Genomic DNA, 23,148 nt, shown 5'->3' on the forward strand with positions numbered 1-23,148 from the left:
ATCACGTTGCCCGGAACATGCGCTGATTGATGCCGCCCGGTCCGATGCCGACCTCGACCGGCCGCAGGCATCTCGGGCAGCGACCTTCGTAGGCGGTGCCGTCGCGATTCCGGTAGATCCTCGCGTAGGTGCCGCAGCAGTCGAACTTGATGCCGATCCATCTGCGCGGGCTTGGCTCCGAACCCGCGTTCACGTCGACGGTGTGAGCCGAGGCCGGATCCTCGATTCCCGGGATATCCACGATGTAGTCCGGACCGTGCGGCATTTGCTCTATCATCGGCAGCGTGCGACGAGAAAATCAAACGAGATGGCGCGGGCCGGGTTGCAGGGACTGGAGGCGGGTGGTCACGCAACCGGTCTGGTGTCTCACTTTGGGGCTTGCAGCTCCTCGACGGCCGGGAGGTCCTCCAGGCTGGAGAGGCCGAAGACCTCGAGGAAGTGTTTGGTCGTGCCATAGAGCATAGGGCGGCCCACGTCCTCGGCCCGGCCGACGATCTTCACCAATCCCAGTTCACGCAGCCGGTTCAGCGTTTCACCTGCCGACACGCCACGGATGGACTCGACCTCTGCTCGGACGACCGGCTGCTTGTAGGCGACGACGGCCAGCGTCTCCATGGCCGCGGGAGACAGCTTGGAGTCCTGGCGGCTCTGCCGCAGTCGCCGGAGCCAGGTGTTGTATACCGGAATGGTCAGCATCTGGAAGCCGCCGGCGATCTCCTCGATGCGGAAGGAGTTGCCCGTCTTGTCATACTCCTTGTTGAGCTCTTGGATGATCTTGCGGACCTCGCGGGCCGAACCGGTGCCGATGATGGATACGATCTTGGCCAGGGTCAGCGGTGCATCGGACGTGAACAGGATGGCCTCGATTACGCGTTCGGTGCTCAGCTCGCCGAGACCGGCGCCGAAGTCCGGCGGGGCTTCGGTGAGGTTCTCGTCATCGAGTGGTTGATCGTCGGGCACGGTAAGGCGAAGCGGCTCGACGGGGGCGGGGGCGTCAGCCGCTTCATTGGGGAGCTCTCCCGGCAGTGCAGTGCCGGTCTCCGCTAATGGGGCGTCGATGTCTTCCAGCTCGGCATTGGCCTCGGCGGCAGCGAGATTGAGTGCCGCGGCTTCTCCCTCGCCACCTGTCGCGCCAAGGTCGGCGTCGCCCGCGCCGTCGACGATCGACAGGCCGACTTCGCGGTTGGCTGTGGCTGTGTCGCCCGTGGTTGCGCCGAGGCTGGCGCCGGTGTTGTGTGCCCGGGGCCGTGTTGCAGGGCTCTCCGGTTCAAGCGGTTCGGCCTGGCCGGCTCTGTTCTTCTGCTTCTTCTTGCTCATGGCAATCCTGGTACAACTGGTCAGAGCAGGTGGCATAGTATACCGAGTTGTGGGAGGATCGTCCATGAGGCTATGATACGCGCCATGCGTTGGCTGGTAGATGCGATTTACCTGTGTGCGGCGGTGGCCCTGGCTCCGCTGGTGGTCTACCGGGCGTATGCAACCGGGAAGTACCGCTGCGACTGGGATCAGAGGCGCGGGCATCTTCCCGATCTGCCGGCGGGCAGGACCAGGGTCTGGATCCATGCCGTTTCGGTGGGGGAGGTGAACGCGGTTCGCGGTCTGGTCCAGTCATGGCAGGCACGAAGTCCGGAAACGGAGATCATTCTCTCGACGACCACGGACACGGGGGTTGCCCGGGCTCGGCAGCTGTTCCCTGACCTGCTGGTGATTCGTTATCCGCTGGACCTGAGTTGGTGTGTGAGCCGGGCGTTGGACCGCGTCAAGCCGAGTCTGGTGGTGCTCGTGGAGCTGGAGGTATGGTACCAGTTTGCGACGTTGGCCGCCGGTCGGGGGATTCCGGTCTGCGTGGTGAATGGGCGGTTGAGCGAGCGGAGCTGCCGGCGTTTCGCGTGGGTCGGGCCGGTCGTTCGGCAGATGTTCGGATCGCTGGCCTGGGTGGGGGCCCAGGATGAGGTTTATGCTGCTCGATTTCGCCGCATGGGTGTGCCCAGCGATCGCGTGGCGGTGACCTCCTCGATGAAGTGGGACACGGCCGACCTGGCGGACACCATCGCGGGCAGTGAGGTCGCGGCCGCGGCCCTGGGGCTGGACCGTGGCCGGCCGATCTGGGTCTGCGGCAGTACGGGGCCCGGCGAGGAAGAGGTTGTTCTGGCGGCGCTGGAGCGACTCTGGGCCGCTCATCCGGGGCTTCAGGTGATCCTCGTGCCGCGTAAGCCGGAGCGCTTCGACGAAGTGGCGGACCTGATTGTCAAGAAGGGCTTTACTTGCGTTCGCAGGAGCGAATCGCCGGACGGAACCACTCGTTCGGCCGGCGAGGGAGCCGTGTTTCTGGGCGACACCATGGGCGAGCTCCGCAAGTTCTACAGTATCGCGGATGTCGTCTTTGTCGGGCGGACGCTGGCCAAGATGGGCGGGTCGGACATGATGGAGGTGGCGGCCCTGGCTCGGCCGGTTGTGGTGGGGCCGCACACCGAGAATTTCGCGGACACGATGCGGCAGTTCCAGGCTGGCGGAGGCGTGCGGGTGCTGCGTTCCGATCTGGAAGTCGGTGAACCGGCCCTGGAACTAGCGGGCGTGATCGATGCCTTGTTCGCGGATCCTGAGGCCGCGAAGGCTCTGGGTGCCGCTGGCCGCGAGGTGGTCAAGCGCAATCGCGGAGCGATTGACCGGACGTTGAATGCCCTGATGGAGAGGATGCCGCATGCCAAGCAGCACACTGCGTAAGCAGCTGATGAAGAACGTTCGCAGCCTGGTGGTTAAGGTAGGGACCGGGGTGCTGACCGGCAACACCGGTCAGCTGGACAAGCCGCTGATTGCCCGCCTGGGGCGGCAGCTGGCTCAGATCCAGGGTCGGGGCATCGCCGTCACTCTGGTGACCAGTGGGGCGGTGGGGGCGGGGATGGGGGTTGTGGGCCTGGCCAGTCGCCCGCGGACCCTGCCCGCCCTGCAGGCTGCCGCGGCCGTCGGGCAGCCGACCCTGATGGGCTTCTACGCCAAGGTTCTCGAGCGGTGCGGCCTGCACGCCGGTCAGCTTCTCCTGACCCGGGCCGACTTCGAGGATCGAGCCAGGTATGTCCACATTCGGAATACGATCGAGGCGCTGCAGCATCTGCGGGCCATCCCGATCATCAATGAGAACGACACCGTGGCGGTGGATGAGCTCGATCGCTTCGCCGACAATGACACCATCGCCGCGTTGCTCACCAACCTGCTCCGGGCTGACCTGCTGGTGATTCTGAGCGTAGTTGACGGCCTTCTGGATGCGGAAGGGCAACGTGTGGATCTCGTGCCTCGTGTGGACGAAGGGGCCTTGGGGCTCGTTCGTACCGATCGTTCCAAGCTAGGCAGCGGAGGCATGGGCGGGAAGCTCACGGCCGCACGGATGGTGACCGAGGCCGGAGAAGCCGTCGTGGTGGCAAGCGGTCGCGAGCGTGACGTGCTTGTGCGATTGCTGGACGGCGAGCGGCTGGGGACGATCTTCGCGCCCGCGAAACGCAAGATCTCTGCTCGGCACCGCTGGATCCGCAACGCGGTTCGGCCGGCGGGCAAGGTCGTGCTTGATGACGGAGCCGTCTTGGCGGTCGTCCGCAACGGCAAGAGTCTTCTCCCGCGCGGCATTACCCGGGTAACCGGTGCGTTTGACCGCGGGGCGATCATTGCCCTGGTGAACGCTCAGGGCGAGACCATCGCCCGCGGCAAGAGCAACTTCAGCAGCCAGGAGCTCGACAAGGTCAAGGGCCGGAAGTCCTCGGAGATCGCGGCCATCTTGGGCCACAAGACCTTCGACGAGGCCGTGCATCGGGATCATCTCGTCCTCATCGGGGCGAAGGGGGAACAGTAGGGGCGGGAGGCCAAGACGCGGAATGCCGGAAGCCGGGAGGTGCGGCACCGGGTTCTCAAGAAACCAAGGCGTCGAAATCCACCGATGGAAACGCTGAACGGCTCACGCGGCAGAACCTGAACTACCAACCTTCGTCATAGCAGTAGCCGTCGTAGCAGTAATCGTCGTAGTAGGCGTCCTCATAGTAGTAGTCGTCATAGTAGTAATAGTCGTCGTAGTAGTAGTCATCGTAGTAATAGTCATCGTAGTAGTACCACGCGTCGTCGTAGCCCGAGTCGTAGTAGCCGTCGAACCACACCTCATCGTAGTAGTACTCGTCGTCGTATTCGTAGTCGCCGTAGATCGGCACGACAGGAATGAAGCTGCCCTCGAAGTCGCATCCTCCCATGTTGAGGGCGGCCAGAGCAGTCAAAGTGAGAACTGGAAAGGCGAAGGTCATCGCACGATCGCACGCCGTCTGCATGGTTCGGGGACTCATAGCCATTCCTTTCCGCGGTCCGGTCAATCTCGTCCGGGCGTCGCAAGGCTTGCCGGCGGAGACAGCACAGGAAAGCGAAGTCTACACCCCAATAGACACGACCACAGGCACCAAGTTGGCTGGAAACGCCGAGGTCGCATCGTTCATGCCCCCGGGCTCGTTGACCGATGACCCTGACGGCGCGAGTTCGGCTTCAAAGGACCTGGCCCCACAGACCGGAAACCTCCTCTGCAATCAAGACAAGTCCTTGTTTTGTCAGGATTTGTGTCAGTCGTTCGGTTTGTCTTGGGGCAAGGTTGCCCAAGCCCGGGAGGCGGGTCCGGACCGGGTGCGAGCGAGTTGACGGCTTTGGAGCGTCAGGTGCTGGTGGCCGCTTGTCTGGCTCCCGGCGGATTCGGGCAGGCGACCGATGTCACCCGCCGTGCCACCCGTCTTCACAGTGACGCTGTCACAATTCACCGAGTGGGGCGTCATGTTATGCGGCATCAAGCCCTCTGCGGGAACGGGTCGCCCGGGCTCACTCGTTTTCCCCATCGTTGCACCGGTCTTTCCTTGGCTCGACGAGCGGTTTCCTCGCATCCGGTCATAGCGGTTGCCATTGAGGGCGGCTCAAGCCGGCGACACTCCAGGATTCCTGTGTCGTTCCTACAACCGGCTGGAAACGGGACGCGGGTTCCCCTATTGTTCTGTGTGACGGGCAGGGATGGCCGTCGGCCATTCGATGGGGTATCTTCGCAGTTCGATGGAGAACACAGCATGAGGCCTTTGTTTGCGATCGCCTTGGTTTTCGGAGTCCTCGCCCTTGTGTCCCTCGTATCTGCCGCGGACGCGGCCAAAGTCGTCAGGGACTGGCCGCAATGGCGAGGACCGTTACGGGATGGCAGGTCGATCGAGACCCGGCTGCTCAGGAAATGGCCAGAGGAGGGCCCGCCGCTGGCGTGGAAGGCGGAGGGGCTGGGCATGGGTTACTCGAGCGTGTCGATCGTCGGAAACAGGATCTTCACCATGGGCGACAAGGGCAAGGACCAACTCGTCATTGCCCTCGATCTTGCCACGCGCGAGCCAGTCTGGACGGCACGCGTGGGAGAGCCATGGGGCGACGGCGGGCCGAGAGGCACGCCGACGGTGGACGGCGAGCGGGTTTACGCGCTCGGTGCTCATGGGGATTTGGTCTGCTTGGCGATGGTCGATGGCAAGGAGATCTGGCGCAAAAGCCTGAAGAAGGACTTCGGCGGGAAGATGATGTCGGGGTGGGGCTACAGCGAGTCGCCGCTGGTGGATGGTGACAAGCTGGTGTGCACGCCCGGCGGTGACGATGCCGCGATCGCGGCCCTGGACAAGAAGACCGGCGAGACCATCTGGACGAGCAAGTTGCCGTCGCTGGGTCCCAAGGGCAACGACGGGGCGGGCTACTCTTCGCTGGTCGTTTCCCAGGGGGCCGGCGTCCGGCAATACGTGCAGCTCATGGGTCGTGGGGCGGTCAGTGTTGCGGCCGATGACGGGCGGTTCCTGTGGTGCTATAACCGCATCGCCAGCGACGTGGCCAACGTGCCGACCTGCATTGTGGATGGGGACTTCGTCTTCGCCACCGCCAGCTACGAGAACGGCAGCGGTCTGTTGAAGCTGAGTAGAGCTCCGAACAAAGGAGTCCAGGCGACCGAGGTATACTACCTCGGCCCGGACAAGTTCGAGAATCATCACGGGGGCGTCATACTGGTGAAGGGATTCGTCTACGGCGGCCACGGGCGCAACAACGGCTCGCCCACCTGCATCGATTTCAAGACCGGCAAGATCATGTGGCAGGCCAAGGGCATCGGACGGCGGTCTGCCGCGATCACCTACGCTGACGGCCATCTCTACTTTCGTTACGAGGATGGCCTCATGGCTCTGATCGAGGCCAATCCCAGGGAGCTGAGGGTTGCAGGCACGTTCAAGATTCCGACCCGCGGCGGCCCGAGCTGGCCTCATCCGGTCGTGGCGGACGGCAAGCTTTACATCCGGCATGAGGGCACTCTGCTCTGTTACGATATCAAGGCGAAGTGACCTGACGCGTAGGTCATGGTGGGATCCGCAGATGAATACACAAGCTGGTCTCGCTCTTCTGGTCGTGGTGTTCGCGGCCGGTTCTGCTCCGACTCGAGCCGAGGATTCTCCGGTGGTCTGGAGCCGGGGGCCTCATCTCCTGCTGGACGAGACGTTGATCGCCGAGGAAAAGGGCTTGCGACGTGAGGTTCAGCATCCGTCGCGATTGCCTGATCCTGTGGTGACCAGTTTCGAGGATGGCTGCTTTCAGCCTTGGGTGACGGTGGTTCGGGATCCCCAGACGAAGCGGTTCCGGATGTGGTACAACGTGCCCGCCAGCCCCGGAAACGCCATCGAATCGAGTTTGGCGTACATCGAGTCTGAGGATGGAATTCACTGGATCAGGCCGCATCGAATCCTGAAGACTCCGCCGATCCAGTTTGGCGTAAGTGTCATCGATGAAGGCTTGCGCTGCTCGGATCCGTCCCGCCGCTTCAAGCTCGCGTGGTGGAAAGGCGGCGGTTTGCGGGTTGCGGCGTCGCCGGACGGTATTGCCTGGGCGCCCCTAGCTGAAGGTGTGGTTCTGCCCACGAACCACGACATCACCGCCATCGACTGGGATCCGGTCCGTGGCCGCTACATGGCCCTCCTGTCGATCCAGCCGGACGGCGGTCCATTCAAAGGGCTCCGGATGCCGCATCAGAGCGTCAGCACCGACCTGGTGAACTGGCGGCGGCCGCCGTGGCAGATCGTGGCACCGGATGCGAAAGCGGCCATCGAGAAGGGGGAGACTCAGTTCTACGGGATGAGCGCGGTTGTGGCTCGCGGTGATTTGTTGGTCGGCATGGTCAAGGTGCTGCGCGATGACTTGAATTGCGAACCTGGCAAGAAGGCCGCCGAACTTCACGATCCGCAACGTCCCTTTGCCGGTTTGGGCTATACGGTCCTGGCGTGGAGCCGTGACGGTGAGCACTGGAAGCGGGAGACTGAGCCGTTTCTCGATCGCAATCCACAGCCCGGCACGTGGGACCGGGCCATGGCTTGGGGTGACGATCAGATCATCGTGGGTGATTTCACATACGTCTACTATGGCGGCTACCGGTGGGGCCACAAGGCGGAGCGGTTCACCGAGCGTCAAATCGGCTTCGCGCAAATGCCTCGTGACCGGTACGTCGGCTTCACCGCTGGGGAGAAAGCGGGTCGGCTGCGCACCCGAGCCGCGGCGCTGCAATCGTCGGAGATGACCGTCAACGCCCGAGTGAAGGCCGATTCCGGCGAATTGAAGGTTCGTGTCCTTGACCAGGCCGGCCGGCCGCTCGCTGGCTTCGACTGGGACGATTGCCTTCCGATCCGGGGCGATCGAGTTGACCACCCGGTTGTGTGGAAGAGCAGGGCTCGGCTTCCCGGGGACAAGCCCGTGCATGTCGACTTTGAGCTCAAAGAGGCGACGCTCTACAGCTTCGACCTCAAGTAACACGCCCGTCGGGATGTTGGAACCAGGCGATCATGCCCATCCTCGGTCAAGGGGATGTGCCGGGAGTCTCCGTGAATCCGGAGAAGCCGCCTGGAGCCGGTGGCCGGCCGGTGCTACAATCCCCTGGCTTGGATTGGAGCTGATACGAGACCGCGTCGCGGTTGTTCGGGGAGATCCTTGGAGCTGTGCGAGTTATCACTCTCAGCCTGATATCGGTATGGATGATGGTCTGGATTGCCGGCTCGACTTCGGCAGGAGACTGGCCCCAGTTCCGCGGGCCGGCACGGGACGGCATATCGACGGAGACCGGCCTTCTTCGTCAGTGGCCCGAGGGCGGGCCGAAGGTGCTCTGGAGCGTGGACGTGTGTCAGGGCTATGCGGGTCCCGCCATCGTCGGCGAGCGGGTGTTCTTCAACGATTACGACGAGAAGAGCAAGGAGTGGCTGGCCCGCTGCCTGGACTTCAAGACTGGCACAGAGATCTGGCGTCACAAGGAAGCCAAACTCATCCGCGCGAACCACGGTATCACCCGTACCGTGCCGGCGGCGGACGACAAGCATGTCTTCTCGTTCGATCCCAAGTGCGTGTTTCACTGTCTCGATGCGGAGGCCGGAAAGGAGATATGGCGTAAGGAACTGGTCCAGGAATACAAGGCCACCATTCCCGCGTGGTACAACGGCCAGTGCCCGTTGCTGGACGGCGATCGGGTGATCATCGCCACCGGTGGAACTGCGTTGTTGGTGGCCCTGGAGAAGGCCTCGGGCAAGGTGATCTGGGAGACGCCCAATCCCGACAAGATCCCGATGTCACATTCCTCGGTCATGCCCGCCGAGATCGAGGGTGTGAAGCAGTACCTGTACATGACCCTGGGGGGGTGTTTCGGCATTTCCGCCCAAGATGGCAGGCGACTCTGGTTCTTCCCGTGGAAGTTCAACATCGCGGTGCCCACCTCGGCGCTTCATGTCGGCGATGGGAAGATCTTCCTGACCAGCTGCTACGAGGCTGACGGGGCGATGATCCAGGTCAAGAGGGATGGTGACAAGTTCGCCGTCGAGCAGCTTTTCAAGATGGCCGCCAATGACTGGAACTCCGAGGTTCACACGCCGATTCTCTTCCAGAACCACATATTTGCGGTTGGCAAGAAGCAGCGAGGCCTGTTTACCTGCCTTGACATGGATGGCAAGCAGGTTTGGACCAGCGAGGCCAAAGCGAGCTTCGGGCTGGGCGGCTATCTGCTGGCGGACGGCATGTTCTTCGTCCTTGAAGGCGACACCGGCATGCTCCGTGTGCTGGAGGCCAATACCAAGGAATACAGGGAACTGGCCAAGATCCAGGTGCTCAGTGGGCATGATGTCTGGGCGCCGATGGCCCTGTCCGACGGCAAGCTGGTGCTCAGAGACATGGCTAAAATGGTGTGCATTGACGTGAAGGGGTCGAAGTGAGACCGGCGGGATGGCGTTGATCGCCATTTGGCGCGGCTCCGCTTCGACGGCTTGTGTTCGAGGAGCAGCATGACCTACCGGCAGGTTCGGATCATCGGCGGTCGCGGTCCGGGACCGGACCAGTTCGAGACGCTCCTGAGTGGTCTGGCCGTCGGACCGAAGGATGAGCTCCATGTCGCGGCCGATGGGCAGGTGAAGGTCTTTGACCCGGCCGGACGTCTGCTGCGACAATGGAAGACTGAGAAGCTCGGCTATTGCGTGGCGGTCCAATCGGACGGGACGGTATGGGTTGGGCAGGTGGGACAGATCGAGAAGTTCGACTCGAGCGGAAAGAGGATCGACACCTGGAAGGACGCGGCGCGTCTGGGGCTGGTGACGTCGATTGGGTTTATCGACCACTCCGTTCTGGTGGCCGACTGCGCCGACCGCTGCATTCGCTGCTACACGAGCGGGGGCGTGTGGCAGAATGACATTGGCAAGAAAAACAACACTCGCGGCTTCATCCTGCCCAACGGCCATCTCGACTTCGCGATTGACGCAAGCGGTGTGATTCATGCCTGTCATCCGGGCAAACACCGGGTTGAGCGCTACGCGCGGGATGGCCTGCTGCTGGGACATTTCGGTCGATTCGGGATGGCGAAGCCGGAGGATTTCCCGGGTTGCTGCAATCCTACCAACCTGGCGCTGTCGCCGCAGGGCGATGTCATTGTGACCGAGAAGGCGCCGCCGCGGATGAAAGTGTATAATGGCCGAGGTGAATTGCAGGCTTGGGTCGGGCCCGAGGGCTTCGATCCCAACGGCAAGAACAACGATGTGGTGGTGGACTCGAGCCGGAGGATTTACGTGGCGGACACGCCACGGTTGCGGGTGGTCATGTTTGAGCCGGAAGGGGCTGCACCGGCGGGCAACCGGCCGGCGACGACGCGGGAATCCGTTGGACGATGAGTGACAGACCTACAAGACGTGAACTGTTGGGTCACTGCGCACGGGGGGTCGGGCTGGTCGCGATCGGTGGGACGGGCGTCTATCTTGGCCGTCGTGCGGCCGCAGAGGGGCTCTGGCAGATTGACCCTGAGCGGTGCATCAATATCCGGCTCGGGGCCACCGGCATCGAAGCCTGCGACAAGTGTGCAACCACATGCGTGCTGGCCCTATCGGCCGTGCGGGCGGTGAACGAGTTTTCGCGGTGCGGGCGATGCTGCATCTGCCCGGCCTACTTTGATGTGACCAGCGAGGTTGGATCCGATGGCTTGCCCACGGGCAAGCTCTGTCCCCGGGATGCGATCGAGCGAAAGCCCATCGGTCTGGTCGACCCCAGCGATCCGCTGAACAACTTCTACGAGTATGTCATCGATGAGGCGAAATGCAACGGGTGCGGCAAGTGCGTGCTGGCCTGCAAGGAGCCGGCTGGTTTGGGTTCGATTCGCCTTGAAGTTCGGCATGATCTCTGCCTGAACTGTAACCGCTGCTCGATCGCCATGGCCTGTCCTGAGGAGGCCTTCGCCCAGCGTGAGATCCGGACCACGTGATGTGTTCTTACCTTGGGTCGTATCCCCCTTCGAGTCACGATGACTGACAGACCCGGTGACAGAACGACGCGGAGACCTGGGCCGAGGGGTGCGTCATGGCTGGTGACAGGCCTCACGTTCTGCGGCCTGATGGTGGTCGTGCTCACGGTCACATCGATGCTCCACGCGGCGCCCCTGGAATACCATCGCCCGGTGAACGCCGCTCCCAAGCCTGAGGACATTGGGGATGCCTACGTCATCCCCGTCGTCCAGCGGTCGGTGTCCAGGCCAGCGTGGTGGGGGGCGGTCGATGTGGCGATGCTGAGCGTGGCCCTGGCCGCGTCCGCTTGGCTGGCCCTGCGTCGTCGAAGCCGTCGCGGACTGGTGGTTCTGGCCATCGGATCGCTGGCATACTTTGGTTTCTATCGCGACGGGTGTGTGTGCCCGATCGGGGCGATCCAGAATGTGGCTGTCGCGCTGGTGGATCACAGCTACGCGGTTCCCCTGGTGGTGGTGATCTTCTTCTTTCTGCCACTGGTCGCGGCGCTGCTGTTCGGACGCGTGTTTTGCGGCGGGGTCTGTCCGCTGGGAGCGATCGCGGATCTGGTCGTGATCCGGCCGGTGGAGGTCCCCCGGCGGTTGGACAGGGTCCTGGGGGCCATCAAGTACCTGTATCTGCTTGTGGCCGTGTGGCTGGCAATTCGCCCGGCCGAGAGTCGGGATTTCGTCATCTGTCGGTTCGATCCGTTCGTCGGCTTCTTCCGTCTTACCGGCCCGGGGCACATGCTGATCATCGGTGGCATTCTGTTGCTGGTGGGCATGTTCATTGCCCGGCCGTACTGCCGATACCTGTGCCCCTATGGGGCGATCCTGGCAGTTCTCTCACGGTTCTCGTGGCGGGGTGTGACCATCACGCCAGACAGGGAACTGGACTGCGGTCTGTGCGTTGGCTCCTGCCCGTTCGGCGCGATCGAGAAGATGCGGGCTGTCCGAGCGTCCTGCCTGTCCTGCGGGCGATGCTACCGGGCCTGCCCGGTGGGCAATCCGCGGTCCGCTGACGAATCGAGCGTCGAGGTTGGTGCGAAGCTCGCGCTGCCTGTGGCCATGACCGGAGAGGGGGACGCCGCGACATGAGACCCATGCCTCTTCGCGTGAGACGTGGCCTGCTTTTGGTGGTCAGCATGCTGGCCGGTCTGGCCGCCGTGACCGCGATTGCCGTGCTTGTCGGCGGGTATGTGGCGACGGTGCGGACAGCCCCGGTGGACAAGCAGACGCTCGCGGTTTTGGAGAAGGCCGTCAAGACCGACGAGTCCCGGATGCCCGTCCTCATGGCCGAGCGTGATCGGCAGACCCGCGCGTCGCTCGAGCGCGAGGCTCACAAGCAGATCGCAGGTCACGGGCTCATGCTGGCCGCGGCCGCGTTCCTCCTCTCGTTCAAGGGCTTCCTCTCGCTTGGGGAGCGGCGGGTACCCACTGCCGACCAGATTGCCCTGGAACGTGCTGGCGGGCGACACCCCGGGCGGAAGGGCACGTCTGGGGGCGGCGAGGATGCCTGCGGCAAAAAAAGTGGCGAGGCCCGTTGTCAGGGCGAGGGGCGGTTCGAGGTCGACCCGGACTTCATCGATGAGGCGATTGCCAAGACTGGGCGCGGTCCGGAAGCCGCCATCCCGCTGCTGCAGGCCATCCAGGCTCGGTACCGCTACCTGCCCAGGGAAGCGCTGGAGCTCGTGTGCGAGCGGACGGCAATCACCCCCGCCCAGATTGAGGGCGTGGCTTCGTTTTACACCCAGTTCCGCCGGACCCCGGTCGGCGAGCACCTGGTCAAGGTTTGCCACGGGACCGCCTGTCATGTGGCCGGTGCCCAGGCGGTGAGCGACGAGATCCGCCGGCACCTCGGCATCAGGCCGGGTGAGGACACCGATGCGGCTCGGCGTTTCACGATCGAGCCGGTGGCCTGCATGGGCTGCTGCACGCTTGCTCCGGTCATTCAGGTGGATGATGTCGTGCACGGCCACGTGGGTTCCGACGATGCTCTGGGCTGGCTCGACGAGTGCCTGACCTCGTCGCCCGGCGGGAGGCGCCCTTCGAGACACGCGATGATCACCGCCGCGCCGCATTCCGGCCGCGATCGCGAACCGCGGGGCGAGGTTCGAGTCGGCCTGGGTTCCTGCTGCGTGGCAGGGGGGAGCGGCAAGGTGTACGAAGCCTTCGCTCGCGAGCTGGCGGAGACGGGTGTGACGGTGAGTGTGAAGCGCGTCGGTTGTGTCGGCATGTGCCATCGGACACCGCTGGTCGAGGCGATTCTGCCCGGTCGGGAGCCGGCCGTGTATGCCAACGTTCAGCATGAGGACGTTCGAACGATCGTGGAGCGACATTTCCGCCCGGCTGGCATGGCCCGCAAGGTGCGGCGTCTGGCCTCGTCGCTGGTTTCGCAGTGGCGGGGGAACGGCTCGGCGCGTTCGGCACGGGAGATGGCCATCAGTCTGCGCGACCCCCAGGTGGCCGCCTTTCTCGGGCGGCAAGTCCGAATCGCGACTGAGCACAATGGCCAGATCGACCCGACAGACCTGGACGAATACCGGCGGCACGACGGCTTCAGGGCTCTGGAGCGTTGCCTCAAGGAGCTCACTGTCCCGCAGATCATCGATGAGGTTACGCGCAGTGGGCTCCGCGGGCGGGGCGGGGCCGGCTTCCCCACGGGGCGCAAGTGGAACGCCGTCCGCAACGCCAGTGGTTGCGAGAAGTACGTGATCTGCAACGGGGACGAGGGCGATCCCGGTGCATTCATGGACCGGATGCTCATGGAGTCGTTCCCATTTCGGATCATCGAGGGCCTGGCCATTGCGGCGATCGCGGTTGGCGCGGAGCAGGGTTACTTCTATATCCGGGCCGAGTATCCCCTGGCTGTCCAGCGGATCCGCGAGGCGATCCGCCTCTGCGAGGGGCGGGGCCTTCTCGGCGACGACATCCTCGGCGGCGGCCATCGGCTTCACCTGCGAATCATGGAAGGGGCCGGGGCGTTCGTTTGCGGCGAGGAGACGGCCCTGATCGCCTCGATCGAGGGGCGCCGGGGCATGCCCAGTCTTCGCCCACCGTTTCCCGCGGAGAGCGGTCTGTGGGGCAAGCCGACGCTGGTCAGCAACGTTGAAACCTACGCGAACGTTCCGTGGATCATCCGTCACGGCGCCGACGAGTTCACGGTCATGGGCACCGCGACCAGCAAGGGTACCAAGGTGTTCGCCTTGGCCGGCAAGGTTAATCGCGGCGGACTGATCGAGGTGCCGATGGGCGTGACCATCCGGCAGATCGTCGAGGAAATCGGCGGGGGCATTCGTCACGGTCGGCGGTTCAAGGCGGTGCAGATCGGTGGTCCGTCCGGCGGGTGCATCCCCGCCGAACTGGCGGATACGCCTGTCGATTACGAGGCCCTTCGCGAAGTCGGGGCGATCATGGGTTCGGGCGGGCTCGTGGTCATGGATGAATCCGACTGCATGGTGGACATCGCCCGCTACTTCCTTGCGTTCACCCAGGATCAGTCGTGCGGCAAGTGCACGTTCTGCCGGGTTGGCACCCGGCGAATGCTCGACATTCTCGATCGGCTGTGTGCCGGGCAGGGAGTTGAAGCCGATCTTGACTCGCTGGAAGAACTCGCCCGCATGGTGTGTGCGGGCAGCCTCTGCGGCCTGGGCAAGACTGCGCCGAATCCGGTACTGACCACACTCCGCTACTTCCGCCGCGAGTATGAGGCTCATCTGGAGGGGCGCTGCCCGGCCGGCAAGTGCAAGGCGCTGATCCGGTATGCGGTGAGCGACGACTGTATCGGATGCACTCTTTGCGCCCAGGCCTGCCCGGTGGATGCGATTCCGTTTGCACCATACCGCAGGCACGAGATCAATGACTCGCGCTGTACGCGCTGCGATGCGTGCCGCCAGAAGTGCCCGGAGAATGCCATTGTGATCGAGACCGGTCCGCGCCCGAAGGCCGTGGCCATGAAAACGGGGGCCGCGTAAATGCCGCGCATCTCGATTGACGGCCGCGAGATCGAGGTGTCCCCCGGCACATCGATTCTGGCCGCAGCCCGCGAGTTGGGGATCGACATTCCGACGCTGTGCCATTTCGAGGGCTGCGCGGTTCAGACGACCTGTATGGTGTGCCTGGTCAAGCTGCAGCCCTCGGGCAGGGCGGTGCCCTCGTGCGCGACCGTGGTGCAGGACGGCATGCGGATCGACAGTGAGACGCCCGAGGTTCGGGCCCTCCGCCGGACCAGCCTGGAGCTGCTCCTGAGCCATCACCTCGGCGATTGTGCCGCTCCGTGCGAGTCGGCCAGTCCGGCCCACCTGGATATCCCGTTGATGCTTCGGCAGGTGACCGATGGGCGGCTCAGGGACGCGATCGCGACCATTCGGCGAGAGATGGCCCTGCCGGCGAGCTTGACGAGCATCTCGGCCGATGGTGGCGAGAAGGCCTGCCGCCGCGGTCTGATCGACGCCCCTGTCGGGATCAACGCGATTCTGCGGTTTGTGGCGGAGTCGGACCTGGCCTCAGATGATCCCTACGTGCCCACTTGCGGCCAGCAGACCGGCAAGAAGGTGGCCATCATCGGGGCGGGTGCTGCGGGCTTGACCGCCGCTTATCATCTGCTCCGCATGGGCCACGCTTGCACGCTGTTCGAAAGGCGGAGCATGCCCGGCGGTCTCTTGCGGGATGCGCTGGACGCGGCTTGCCCGCCTCGCGACTTCCTCGGCGCCGAAGTCGCCATCATCGTCCGCATGGGTGCAGCGATGGTGATGAACGCGACGATCGGAACGCCGCAGAGGCTGGATGAGCTTCGGGGTCGATTCGACGCAGTCCTGGTGGCAATCGGTTCCATTGCGGATGGTACCGCGGATCCGCTGGGCTTGCCCTCGATGTGCGACCGGCTCAAAGTGGACCTGACAACCCACGAGACAAGTCTGCCGGGCGTGTTCGCCGCCGGCGATATTATACGGCCGGGCAAGGTCCTTGCCCGTTCCGCCGCCGATGGCAAGGCTGCTGCCCTGTGTATTGACCAGTATCTGTCGGGCAGAACTGTGTCGGGGACTGAACGCGCGGTCAACGTTCGGATGGGCAAGCTGACCGAGTCAGAACTGTCGCTCCTCGTGACTCAGGTCAGTTCCTCCGCCTCATCCGAGCCGGGCGGTTCGGGCCGGCGGCTCACCCTGGATGAAGCCCGGGCTGGAGCCAAGCGGTGTCTCCAGTGTGACTGTGGCAAGAAAGACGGGTGCAAGCTGCGCGAGTACGCCGACCGGCTGGGTGCTGATCCCGGCCGCTACAAAGCCGAGCGGAGGAAGCTGGAGCGGGTCGTCCAGCAGGGTGGCGTGGTCTTCGAGCCGGGCAAGTGTATCCTCTGCGGCCTCTGCGTTGACATTGCCACCCGAGTCCGGGAGCCGTTGGGGCTGACGTTCATCGGACGCGGCTTTGACGTTCGGGTCGGTGCGCCGTTCGACCGGACGTTGTCCGAGGCGCTTCAGCGAGTCGCCGCCCGATGCGCCGAAGCGTGCCCGACGGGGGCCCTTGCCATTCGCTTGGAGTTGTGCGCCGACGGCACGTGCGACCGTTGCCGGTCACGTGGCGGCTGAACTGGCTGGAATCACCCGTCAATCCACGTTGATTTGGAGCATTTCCGCGTATTCCCGAAGCCGCCGCTGCACATCGGTCAGGGTGGTCTTCTCGATCACTTCCTTGCTGAAACCCTCGATCGTGAATGACGCGGTGATGGTTCCCCGGGCGAGGGCGTTGCGCAGGGCTGCGACGCCGAGGTCCCTGCACCTGGTCAGGTATCCCATCATGCCACCGGCAAAACTGTCCCCCGCACCGGTCGGATCGACCACCTTGGTGGTCGGGTAGGCGGGCAGCGAGACAACATGCTCGGTCGTCACCAGCATCACGCCGTGCTGACCCCTCTTGATGACCACGAACTTGGGGCCCACGGTCAGGATCTTGCGGCCGGCCAGAATGACGTTTGACTCGCCCGTGAACAGCAGGGCCTCCGCGTCGTTCAGAATCGCCCCGGTGACCATGCCCAGCGTCCTGATCAGCGGCTCACGTTGCGTGTTGATCCACAGGTCGCGGGTGTCAGCGACGATGAGCTTCGGCGACCGGACCTGGCGGATCATGTCGGCTTGCAGTGCCGGGTGGGTGGCCGCCAGGAACAGGCAGTCGCTGTCGGCGAAAGATGCGGGCACTTTCGGACCGGCCTCGGCCAGAACGTTGACCTCGACGGCCAGCGTTTGGGCATCGCTGGTGACGTCGCTGTAGGCTCCGGACCATCGGAACGTCTTGCTGCCCTTGCGGACCTCCAGACCAGCCAAATCGAACCCCTGCTTCTCCAAGAAGGCGCGGAACTCGCCCGGAAAATCCTCTCCGACAACTCCCACGAGGCGGACCGGCGTGAACAGCCTGGCGGCGAGGGAGAAGTGGATGGCCGATCCGCCGAACACCCCCTTCACCTCGCCGAACGGCGTCTTCAGATCATCGATGCCGATGCTGCCGGTCACGAGTAACGACATAGAAACTCCTTCCTGTGAGAGCACGGCGAGCACTGTAAACGTGGCCACCGAAAGGGGCAAGTGACCCGAGTTTCTGGAGGCCCGCGTCCGAAGGGCCTATAATCGCGACGTCATGCACCGATACATGGTCATGGATGTCCCCGTGGGAGCCGTGGTTCTGGCGGCCGGGCCCAAAGGCCTGACGAACGTCGTCGTGACTAGTAGAAGGGGACGTGAAGCCGAGAGAATGGCGAAGGCTCGATTCGTTGACGCGACCTCCGACGGTAGCCTCCTGCCCGACCTGCAAGCCCAAGTGGAGGCCTATTTCGCCGGACAGGAAGTGAGTTTCGACACGCCTGTGGATCTGACCAGCGTGACCGACTTTCAGCGTCAGGTGCTCCTGGCGTGTCGCCGCATCGCCTACGGGCGGGTCGCGACTTACGGTGAACTGGCCCGCTGCGTGGGGCGACCGAAGGCGGCCCGGGCGGTCGGCCAGGCCATGGCCGCCAATCCCGTTCCGATCGTCATTCCGTGTCATCGCGTCGTGGGGGCGAGCGGAGAACTGACCGGTTTCTCCGCCGAGCAGGGCGTGAGTCTCAAGCGATGGCTGCTGGAACTGGAGTTCGGGGCGCGTTCCCTCGGCTGCCGGAGCGGCGGAGGGCCGGTCCGGGGTCGATAGCTGGGCGGTGTTCGGCCGACGAGAGGCTCCAATCGCCTCATGCAGGTGCCTTGGCCGGCCTCCTCCAAAGCCTGCTCAGCAGGCCTGATGAGGCCGTCTTCTCGGCTTCCCCGGCATCGGCTTGGCTCGTGAGTTTCTTGGCCAGTTGTTCAATGGCCAGTCGAGCCGGGCTGCTTGGGGCGTCCGCGACGATCGGGTGCCCAAGATCCAGAGCCGACTGAACGCGCTTATAGTCGTTGGGGATCATGGCGAAGATGGGCTGACCGAAGTGGGCTTCGACCTCTTCCGGCTTGATGCGATCGTTGTCTGCGTTGCAGCGGTTAAGCACGATCTGCACTCGATCCTCCGGCATGCCGGTGCGGATCAGACCGTCGAACATCCGGGTCGCGTTGCGGATAAACGGTACGCCAAGCTGGGTAACGATCAAGGTGTAATCGGCGTTCTTGACTGCCGCCGCGTTGAGCGCGTCCAGGGTGCGGGGCATATCGACGACGACATAGGAGAACATGGTCGAGAGGGTGCGCAACGCTCCCTCCACCCCTTCCGGTGTCACGTCATAGGCTCTCTCCAACTCCCCCGGGCGGGCCAGGATGGAGACGTTGCACGGCAGGTTGTACAGGGCCTTGGTCATGACTGTCCGATCGATTTCAGCGCCCTGTCCACACACATCCGCGATACTGTAGTTGGGTGAGCAGTCGAGCACAGTGCACACATCGCCAAACTCGAGGTTGAGATCAACCAGCGCGCACCGGCGGTTGGTCGTATGCACCAGTTCCATGGCCAGGTTGCACGCCACCGTCGTCGCTCCCGAACCCCCGGCGGAGCCCACCACACAAATGAGCTTCGAGGTCTTGACCTCAGCCACTCGGGTCGTACGAATCCGCTCCATGGCACTGTTCAGGTCGGTGGCGTCGATCGGCCAGGTGACAAACTGGCTGCATCCGGCCCGCATGGCGGCGATGATCGACTCCGGGTCGGTCCACCGGCCGACGCCAAGGATGCTGCATGTCGGCGTCGTCTCCGCGATGCGCTGGACGATGCTCAGCCCCTGACCTTGTTTGTCGCCCAGATTGACCGCCGCGACATCGGTTTCCCCTGTCAGCAATTCCCTGAGTTCGTCCCAGGAGGAGGTCTGGTCGACGATTTGTACGTGCCTGAGCTGCTGGAAGGCGAGTCGGAACGTCTCTTCCGCCAACCCCTCCCCATCAAACAGGACGATCTTCAACGGTTCCGGCATGGTGTAGTTCCCCTTGGCATCGATGCTCCACGCTCCACGGCGCAGCCTGCCTGCTATGCATCATATCGGTCATCAGACCGATCTCTTTGGCTAAAAGGACCATCACGGGCGTGCGCCACGCCAAGCCAGGTTACCGGACCCTGCATGGCCCCGACGTCGTCCATCGCCGAGACACGGGAGCCTAGAGAATACAGCGGCAACAAAAAGAGGGCCGCCTCGCCCCGGGGGGAGGTGGCCCTCTCACGATCAACGGAGGGACTGTAGTTCGCTCCCGTACCTGCTACGCCTCGCGGCATTCACAGGCACGCAGATTGCGGGAGGTCGGGGGATGATGCCGCCCGGCCCTCCCAACGGTCGGACTGGGTCAGCGCCGGCGGCCGGCGAAGAGGCCGAGACCAGCCACGGCCAGCAGAGCCAGTGTCGCCGGTTCGGGCAGAACGCTGCCGAACAACTGGATCTCGGATACCTGCATCGAGTTGGCGCCGCCAGCATTCCGCACGCTCGTAAACACGATCCGGTAGGAGTTGTACCCGAAGGCGTTGTCGAAGGTGGTCAGCGGACCCGTCTCGAATCGGGTCTCGGTCAGACCGGTGTCACCGGCCGCGATCAGTCTCCAGCTCTCGGCAGAGCCCCAGCTATTGGGTTCGCTGGTGATGCCATCGTTGGTTCCATAGAGGGCCCAGGTCATCGGGTCACGCTCAGGGGCATCGTTGGCCGAGCTGAACTGCACGCCGGTGACGAGGGTCTTGTGGGCCTGGGTGGGCGTCACGATGAGACCGCTGTTAGTCTCGCCGAAGTTGAGGTACTTACTCGAGGTCGAACCGTCGATTGCCATGGCCGGAGCCTCGCCACCGGGGTGATTGCTGGTGTACACATGATCGAGGTCGATGGCTGCGACCGTGCCGCCGGCGAGGACGTTCGCGCCCGTGCCGTCGGTGCTCTCGAAGAGACCCACCTCGGCGATCTGCATCGAGTTGGTGGCGCCTGCGTTCTTGAGTGTCGGGAACACGACTCGGTAGGACGTGTAGGCGTTGGAGTTGGCGAAGTTGACCGGAGCCATCGCAGTGAAGCGGTCGTCAGGAAGGGCGAGAGCGCCTTCGCTGATCAACGTCCAGGCCTCCAGGTCGCCGTTGCTGTTGTCGGTGCTGACGATCGGGACATTGGTGCCGAAGATCTGGTACGAGGCGGGGTCGCGCTCGGCCCAGTCGTTGGCGGTGGTCAGTCCCAGGCTCCGGACAACCGTCGGGGCGGCCGACGACACGATGAAGCCCGAGTTCTCCTTCGAGAAGTTGAGATACTTGGTATTCGCATCACTATCGAAAGCCTTGCCGGGAGCCTCAGCCCCAGGATAGCTGCTGCCGCTGGAGTCGCGGTCGATGGCTACAACGGGATCGCCCGGCTTCAACAGAGGATCCGCAGCCCAACTACTTGTGCCAATCGCCAACACCGTGGCCGCGCACAACAGGAGCAAAAGTGTGTACCGTGGCATCGAGTGCCCCTCCGAATTAGAGATACGTACCCGTCGCACGCAGCATTCCACGCGAACGCTGCGACCGCGAGCTTGCTTCCATCTGTATGCCCGCTATTGGAGAGGTGTACGGTCTTCTTTTCCTCCTAGCGAGCCAACTTCATGTTAAGGAAATCACCCCTTGCCTGTCAAGACCCTTGTCGCCAAAAACGAGGGCTGGACGGGGGTGGCGGCCGGGCAGTCCTTGGCGGGTCCTGGGGACGGTTTCGGCTGTAGAGGCCTCCCTGAACGGCCATCTCGCCGGTTCGTGTGCCGAACAGGCGGATTAAAGTTTCACTGTTTTTACCTACGCCTGCGGCTTCGGCTTTCCGAACGCCGTTTTCGGGGGATGGAAGGCCCCTGCCCGGCTGCCGAAGCCTGTTGCGGAGGTCGGTTCTGGGGTAACGTGTGTTCGGATGAGTTTGGGTGGCCGGCTTCGACAAGGCGACCCGTTCCGATCGTAGTGCGGCAGGTGCCAGAGAAGGCTGCTCCGATGACCGATTCAGTTTCGCCGGCTTCGAAGGGGGGATGTGCTGCCGAGACCTGCGAGGGGCGAAGGCCCTTGGGCTGGCGGTCTCGGGCGGGGTGGCGTTTCGCCGGGTATCTCGTTTTGGCCTACGTGGCCTGGTGCGCCCTTCTGTACTTCATGCAGGATGGGATCGTATTCCCGCGGGAGCTGGCGGGTACGGGAAACTCGACTCCGCCGGCGGGCACCATTGTGATGACCGAGCAGATCGAGGGTGGGGGGCAGGTTCTGGCCTGGTTCGTGGCCGCGCCGGGATTGAGCCCCGAACGGCCCGGGCCACTGGTGATGTTCTTCCATGGGAATGCGGAGTTGATCGATGGTCAGGGCGACCTTGTTCGCGCCTACGGTCGCCTGGGGTGCTCGGTTCTGCTGCCCGAATATCGCGGCTATGGTCGGTGCGGAGGCGTGCCTTCGGAGAGCGGCCTCGTCCAGGACGCGGTGCGGTTTCTTGACCGGGCAGCCAAGCTGCCCGGCGTGGATCCCTCGCGCATCGTGCTGCACGGCAGGTCACTCGGCGGCGGGGTCTCGGCCCAGGTCGCAGCCCATCGCCCTCCGGCAGCTCTCGTTCTCCAATCGACGTTCATGAGCACGATTCCTCTGGCCCATCGCTACGGCGTGCCCGGCTTCCTCTCCAAACACACCTTTCGGACCGATCGGGTTGTCGCCGACCTCAAGGCCCCGCTGTTGATCTTCCATGGTGTCCGCGACTCCATTATCCCGGTGGCTCATGGCCGCCGGTTGCGCGATTTGGCCCCCGGAAGCACGTACGTGGAATATGATTGCGATCACAACGACTTTCCCGGCAGCGCGGATGAGGACTACTGGCGAGCGATCGAGTCCTTTCTGGTCTCCGCCGGGGTCCTCGGTGATGGCCAGGGGCCGGGCGCGGCCCAACCGGAGGCGACGACGGTGCCGGGCGGGTGACTGAGCACTGGAACGGCGCCCGCGGGCGGCGGCAGGCCGATCGCTACGTGCGGTATTGGTTCTCGATGACGGCAGGAGGTCTCATGAAGCTGATTCGATTCGAGGATACGCGCGGCCAGGTGAGCATGGGCGAGCCGGTCGAAGGTGGCCAAGCTCGACTCTTTCGGGGCGATCTGTTCGGGCAGTTGGAGGTGACCGGCCAAGTGGTGGAGGTGCGGCGGCTGCTCGCCCCGGTGCAGCCGGTCAATCTGATTGCGATCGGTCTCAACTACCGTCGCCATGCCGAGGAGGGCGGCCAGAGGATTCCTGATGAGCCCCTGGTGTTCGCCAAGCTGACAACCAGCGTCATTGCGCCGGGAGAGCCCATTGTGCTGCCGACAGCCGCACCGGATGAGGTGGACTATGAGTCCGAGCTGGCGGTGGTGATCGGCCGGAGAGCCCGAAAGGTCAGCGAAACCGAGGCTTTGGACTACGTTCTCGGCTACACTTGCGCCAACGATGTTTCCGCCCGCGATTGCCAGGTTCGGCGCGACAAGCAATGGACCCGGGCCAAGAGTTTCGACACGTTTTGTCCGCTGGGTCCCTGTCTGCTGATCGACCCCAAAGTCAATCCGAACGCGTTGTCGATTCGTGGTCGTCTGAACGGCAGGCTCATGCAGGACTCGAGCACGGCGGACATGATCTTCCTCGTACCGAAGCTGGTCAGCTACCTGTCGCAGCACTTCACCCTCCTGCCGGGCACGGTGATCATGACCGGCACACCGGAGGGCGTCGGGTGTGCGCGCAAGCCACCGGTGTTTCTGCGGCCTGGCGACACGTTCACGGTCGAGATCGAGGGGATTGGCGAACTCACCAATCCGGTTCAGGCTGATTCAATCCCTGCGTTCGGAATGCCGCCGTCGGAAGGTGGAGGACACCGTCGCGACAAAGGCGTGTCTGGTGGTGTTGTCGAAACTGACATCGGGAGGTAGCCTAAGGTATCC

General features: G+C 63.9%; 19 protein-coding genes. 13 read left to right on the top strand and 6 right to left on the bottom strand.

Going from position 1 to position 23,148, the window contains the following annotated elements; genetic code table 11:
• Position 1 precedes the first annotated feature (1 nt).
• Positions 2-193 carry a hypothetical protein gene (locus KA354_14170; protein MBP7935789.1) on the bottom strand — a complete coding sequence of 64 codons (192 nt, stop codon included), beginning with the start codon at positions 191-193 and terminating at the stop codon, positions 2-4.
• 173 nt (positions 194-366) lie between these two features.
• Positions 367-1,317, bottom strand: a complete 951-nt coding sequence (scpB, locus tag KA354_14175; GenBank protein ID MBP7935790.1) for an SMC-Scp complex subunit ScpB — start codon at positions 1,315-1,317, stop codon at positions 367-369.
• 84 nt (positions 1,318-1,401) lie between these two features.
• Between scpB and KA354_14180 the strand changes: the two genes are divergently transcribed.
• On the top strand, positions 1,402-2,724 hold the full coding sequence (locus KA354_14180; protein ID MBP7935791.1) for a 3-deoxy-D-manno-octulosonic acid transferase: 1,323 nt from the start codon (positions 1,402-1,404) through the stop codon (positions 2,722-2,724).
• Complete coding sequence (proB, locus tag KA354_14185; GenBank protein ID MBP7935792.1) at positions 2,702-3,841, top strand: glutamate 5-kinase; 1,140 nt, start codon at positions 2,702-2,704, stop codon at positions 3,839-3,841. Before KA354_14180 ends, proB begins: the two co-directional genes overlap by 23 nt.
• 121 nt (positions 3,842-3,962) lie before the next feature.
• Here the strand turns inward: proB and KA354_14190 are convergent, their stop codons facing one another.
• Positions 3,963-4,319, bottom strand: coding sequence for a hypothetical protein (locus tag KA354_14190; protein MBP7935793.1), 357 nt, complete (start codon positions 4,317-4,319; stop codon positions 3,963-3,965).
• A 756-nt stretch (positions 4,320-5,075) separates the two neighbouring features.
• Here KA354_14190 and KA354_14195 point away from each other — a divergent pair.
• The 8 genes from KA354_14195 (at position 5,076) to KA354_14230 (ending at position 16,383) form a co-directional block, all read left to right on the top strand.
• Complete coding sequence (locus KA354_14195; protein ID MBP7935794.1) at positions 5,076-6,362, top strand: PQQ-like beta-propeller repeat protein; 1,287 nt, start codon at positions 5,076-5,078, stop codon at positions 6,360-6,362.
• A gap of 31 nt (positions 6,363-6,393) precedes the next feature.
• Positions 6,394-7,815 carry a hypothetical protein gene (locus KA354_14200; protein ID MBP7935795.1) on the top strand — a complete coding sequence of 474 codons (1,422 nt, stop codon included), beginning with the start codon at positions 6,394-6,396 and terminating at the stop codon, positions 7,813-7,815.
• A 356-nt stretch (positions 7,816-8,171) separates the two neighbouring features.
• Entirely contained in the window at positions 8,172-9,257 is a 1,086-nt protein-coding gene (locus KA354_14205) for a PQQ-like beta-propeller repeat protein (GenBank protein ID MBP7935796.1), read from the top strand.
• 69 nt (positions 9,258-9,326) lie between these two features.
• Positions 9,327-10,202, top strand: coding sequence for an NHL repeat-containing protein (locus tag KA354_14210; protein ID MBP7935797.1), 876 nt, complete (start codon positions 9,327-9,329; stop codon positions 10,200-10,202).
• A complete protein-coding gene (locus KA354_14215; GenBank protein MBP7935798.1) occupies positions 10,199-10,786 on the top strand; it encodes a 4Fe-4S binding protein in 588 nt (195 codons plus the stop codon). Before KA354_14210 ends, KA354_14215 begins: the two co-directional genes overlap by 4 nt.
• Positions 10,787-10,888: 102 nt before the next feature.
• A complete protein-coding gene (locus KA354_14220; GenBank protein MBP7935799.1) occupies positions 10,889-11,899 on the top strand; it encodes a 4Fe-4S binding protein in 1,011 nt (336 codons plus the stop codon).
• Positions 11,900-12,168: 269 nt separating this feature from the next.
• Positions 12,169-14,775, top strand: coding sequence for an NAD(P)H-dependent oxidoreductase subunit E (locus KA354_14225; protein MBP7935800.1), 2,607 nt, complete (start codon positions 12,169-12,171; stop codon positions 14,773-14,775).
• Positions 14,776-16,383, top strand: coding sequence for a (2Fe-2S)-binding protein (locus KA354_14230; protein ID MBP7935801.1), 1,608 nt, complete (start codon positions 14,776-14,778; stop codon positions 16,381-16,383).
• An 18-nt stretch (positions 16,384-16,401) separates the two neighbouring features.
• Here KA354_14230 and KA354_14235 read toward each other — a convergent pair whose 3' ends face one another.
• Entirely contained in the window at positions 16,402-17,313 is a 912-nt protein-coding gene (locus KA354_14235) for a sugar kinase (GenBank protein MBP7935802.1), read from the bottom strand.
• A 226-nt stretch (positions 17,314-17,539) separates the two neighbouring features.
• On the opposite strand from KA354_14235, the gene KA354_14240 reads away from it, so the two are divergent.
• Positions 17,540-17,971 carry a methylated-DNA--[protein]-cysteine S-methyltransferase gene (locus KA354_14240; GenBank protein ID MBP7935803.1) on the top strand — a complete coding sequence of 144 codons (432 nt, stop codon included), beginning with the start codon at positions 17,540-17,542 and terminating at the stop codon, positions 17,969-17,971.
• Between the two features lie 37 nt (positions 17,972-18,008).
• Here the strand turns inward: KA354_14240 and KA354_14245 are convergent, their stop codons facing one another.
• Positions 18,009-19,208 (bottom strand): AAA family ATPase, encoded by a 1,200-nt coding sequence (locus KA354_14245; protein ID MBP7935804.1) that lies wholly within the window; start codon positions 19,206-19,208, stop codon positions 18,009-18,011.
• Positions 19,209-19,572: 364 nt separating this feature from the next.
• Positions 19,573-20,697, bottom strand: coding sequence for a PEP-CTERM sorting domain-containing protein (locus KA354_14250; GenBank protein MBP7935805.1), 1,125 nt, complete (start codon positions 20,695-20,697; stop codon positions 19,573-19,575).
• Between the two features lie 511 nt (positions 20,698-21,208).
• Here KA354_14250 and KA354_14255 point away from each other — a divergent pair.
• Complete coding sequence (locus tag KA354_14255; GenBank protein MBP7935806.1) at positions 21,209-22,165, top strand: alpha/beta hydrolase; 957 nt, start codon at positions 21,209-21,211, stop codon at positions 22,163-22,165.
• Between the two features lie 83 nt (positions 22,166-22,248).
• Positions 22,249-23,136: a fumarylacetoacetate hydrolase family protein gene (locus KA354_14260; protein MBP7935807.1), complete on the top strand. Its 888-nt coding sequence runs from the start codon at positions 22,249-22,251 to the stop codon at positions 23,134-23,136.
• Positions 23,137-23,148 lie beyond the last annotated feature (12 nt).

It is taken from the genome of Phycisphaerae bacterium (genome assembly GCA_018003015.1).
In the GTDB taxonomy this organism is placed as follows: Bacteria; Planctomycetota; Phycisphaerae; order UBA1845; family PWPN01; genus JAGNEZ01.

Bases quoted from the DNA above. Each gene is read 5' to 3' on its own strand.
- KA354_14230 (MBP7935801.1), top strand. From the start codon at position 14,776: ATGCCGCGCATCTCGATTGACGGCCGCGAGATCGAGGTGTCCCCCGGC.
- proB (MBP7935792.1), top strand. From the start codon at position 2,702: ATGCCAAGCAGCACACTGCGTAAGCAGCTGATGAAGAACGTTCGCAGC.
- KA354_14180 (MBP7935791.1), top strand. From the start codon at position 1,402: ATGCGTTGGCTGGTAGATGCGATTTACCTGTGTGCGGCGGTGGCCCTG.
- KA354_14195 (MBP7935794.1), top strand. From the start codon at position 5,076: ATGAGGCCTTTGTTTGCGATCGCCTTGGTTTTCGGAGTCCTCGCCCTT.
- KA354_14240 (MBP7935803.1), top strand. From the start codon at position 17,540: ATGGCGAAGGCTCGATTCGTTGACGCGACCTCCGACGGTAGCCTCCTG.
- KA354_14210 (MBP7935797.1), top strand. From the start codon at position 9,327: ATGACCTACCGGCAGGTTCGGATCATCGGCGGTCGCGGTCCGGGACCG.
- KA354_14235 (MBP7935802.1), bottom strand. From the start codon at position 17,313: ATGTCGTTACTCGTGACCGGCAGCATCGGCATCGATGATCTGAAGACG.
- KA354_14190 (MBP7935793.1), bottom strand. From the start codon at position 4,319: ATGAGTCCCCGAACCATGCAGACGGCGTGCGATCGTGCGATGACCTTC.
- KA354_14215 (MBP7935798.1), top strand. From the start codon at position 10,199: ATGAGTGACAGACCTACAAGACGTGAACTGTTGGGTCACTGCGCACGG.
- KA354_14255 (MBP7935806.1), top strand. From the start codon at position 21,209: ATGACCGATTCAGTTTCGCCGGCTTCGAAGGGGGGATGTGCTGCCGAG.
- scpB (MBP7935790.1), bottom strand. From the start codon at position 1,317: ATGAGCAAGAAGAAGCAGAAGAACAGAGCCGGCCAGGCCGAACCGCTT.
- KA354_14245 (MBP7935804.1), bottom strand. From the start codon at position 19,208: ATGCCGGAACCGTTGAAGATCGTCCTGTTTGATGGGGAGGGGTTGGCG.
- KA354_14260 (MBP7935807.1), top strand. From the start codon at position 22,249: ATGAAGCTGATTCGATTCGAGGATACGCGCGGCCAGGTGAGCATGGGC.
- KA354_14225 (MBP7935800.1), top strand. From the start codon at position 12,169: ATGCTGGCCGCGGCCGCGTTCCTCCTCTCGTTCAAGGGCTTCCTCTCG.
- KA354_14250 (MBP7935805.1), bottom strand. From the start codon at position 20,697: ATGCCACGGTACACACTTTTGCTCCTGTTGTGCGCGGCCACGGTGTTG.
- KA354_14200 (MBP7935795.1), top strand. From the start codon at position 6,394: ATGAATACACAAGCTGGTCTCGCTCTTCTGGTCGTGGTGTTCGCGGCC.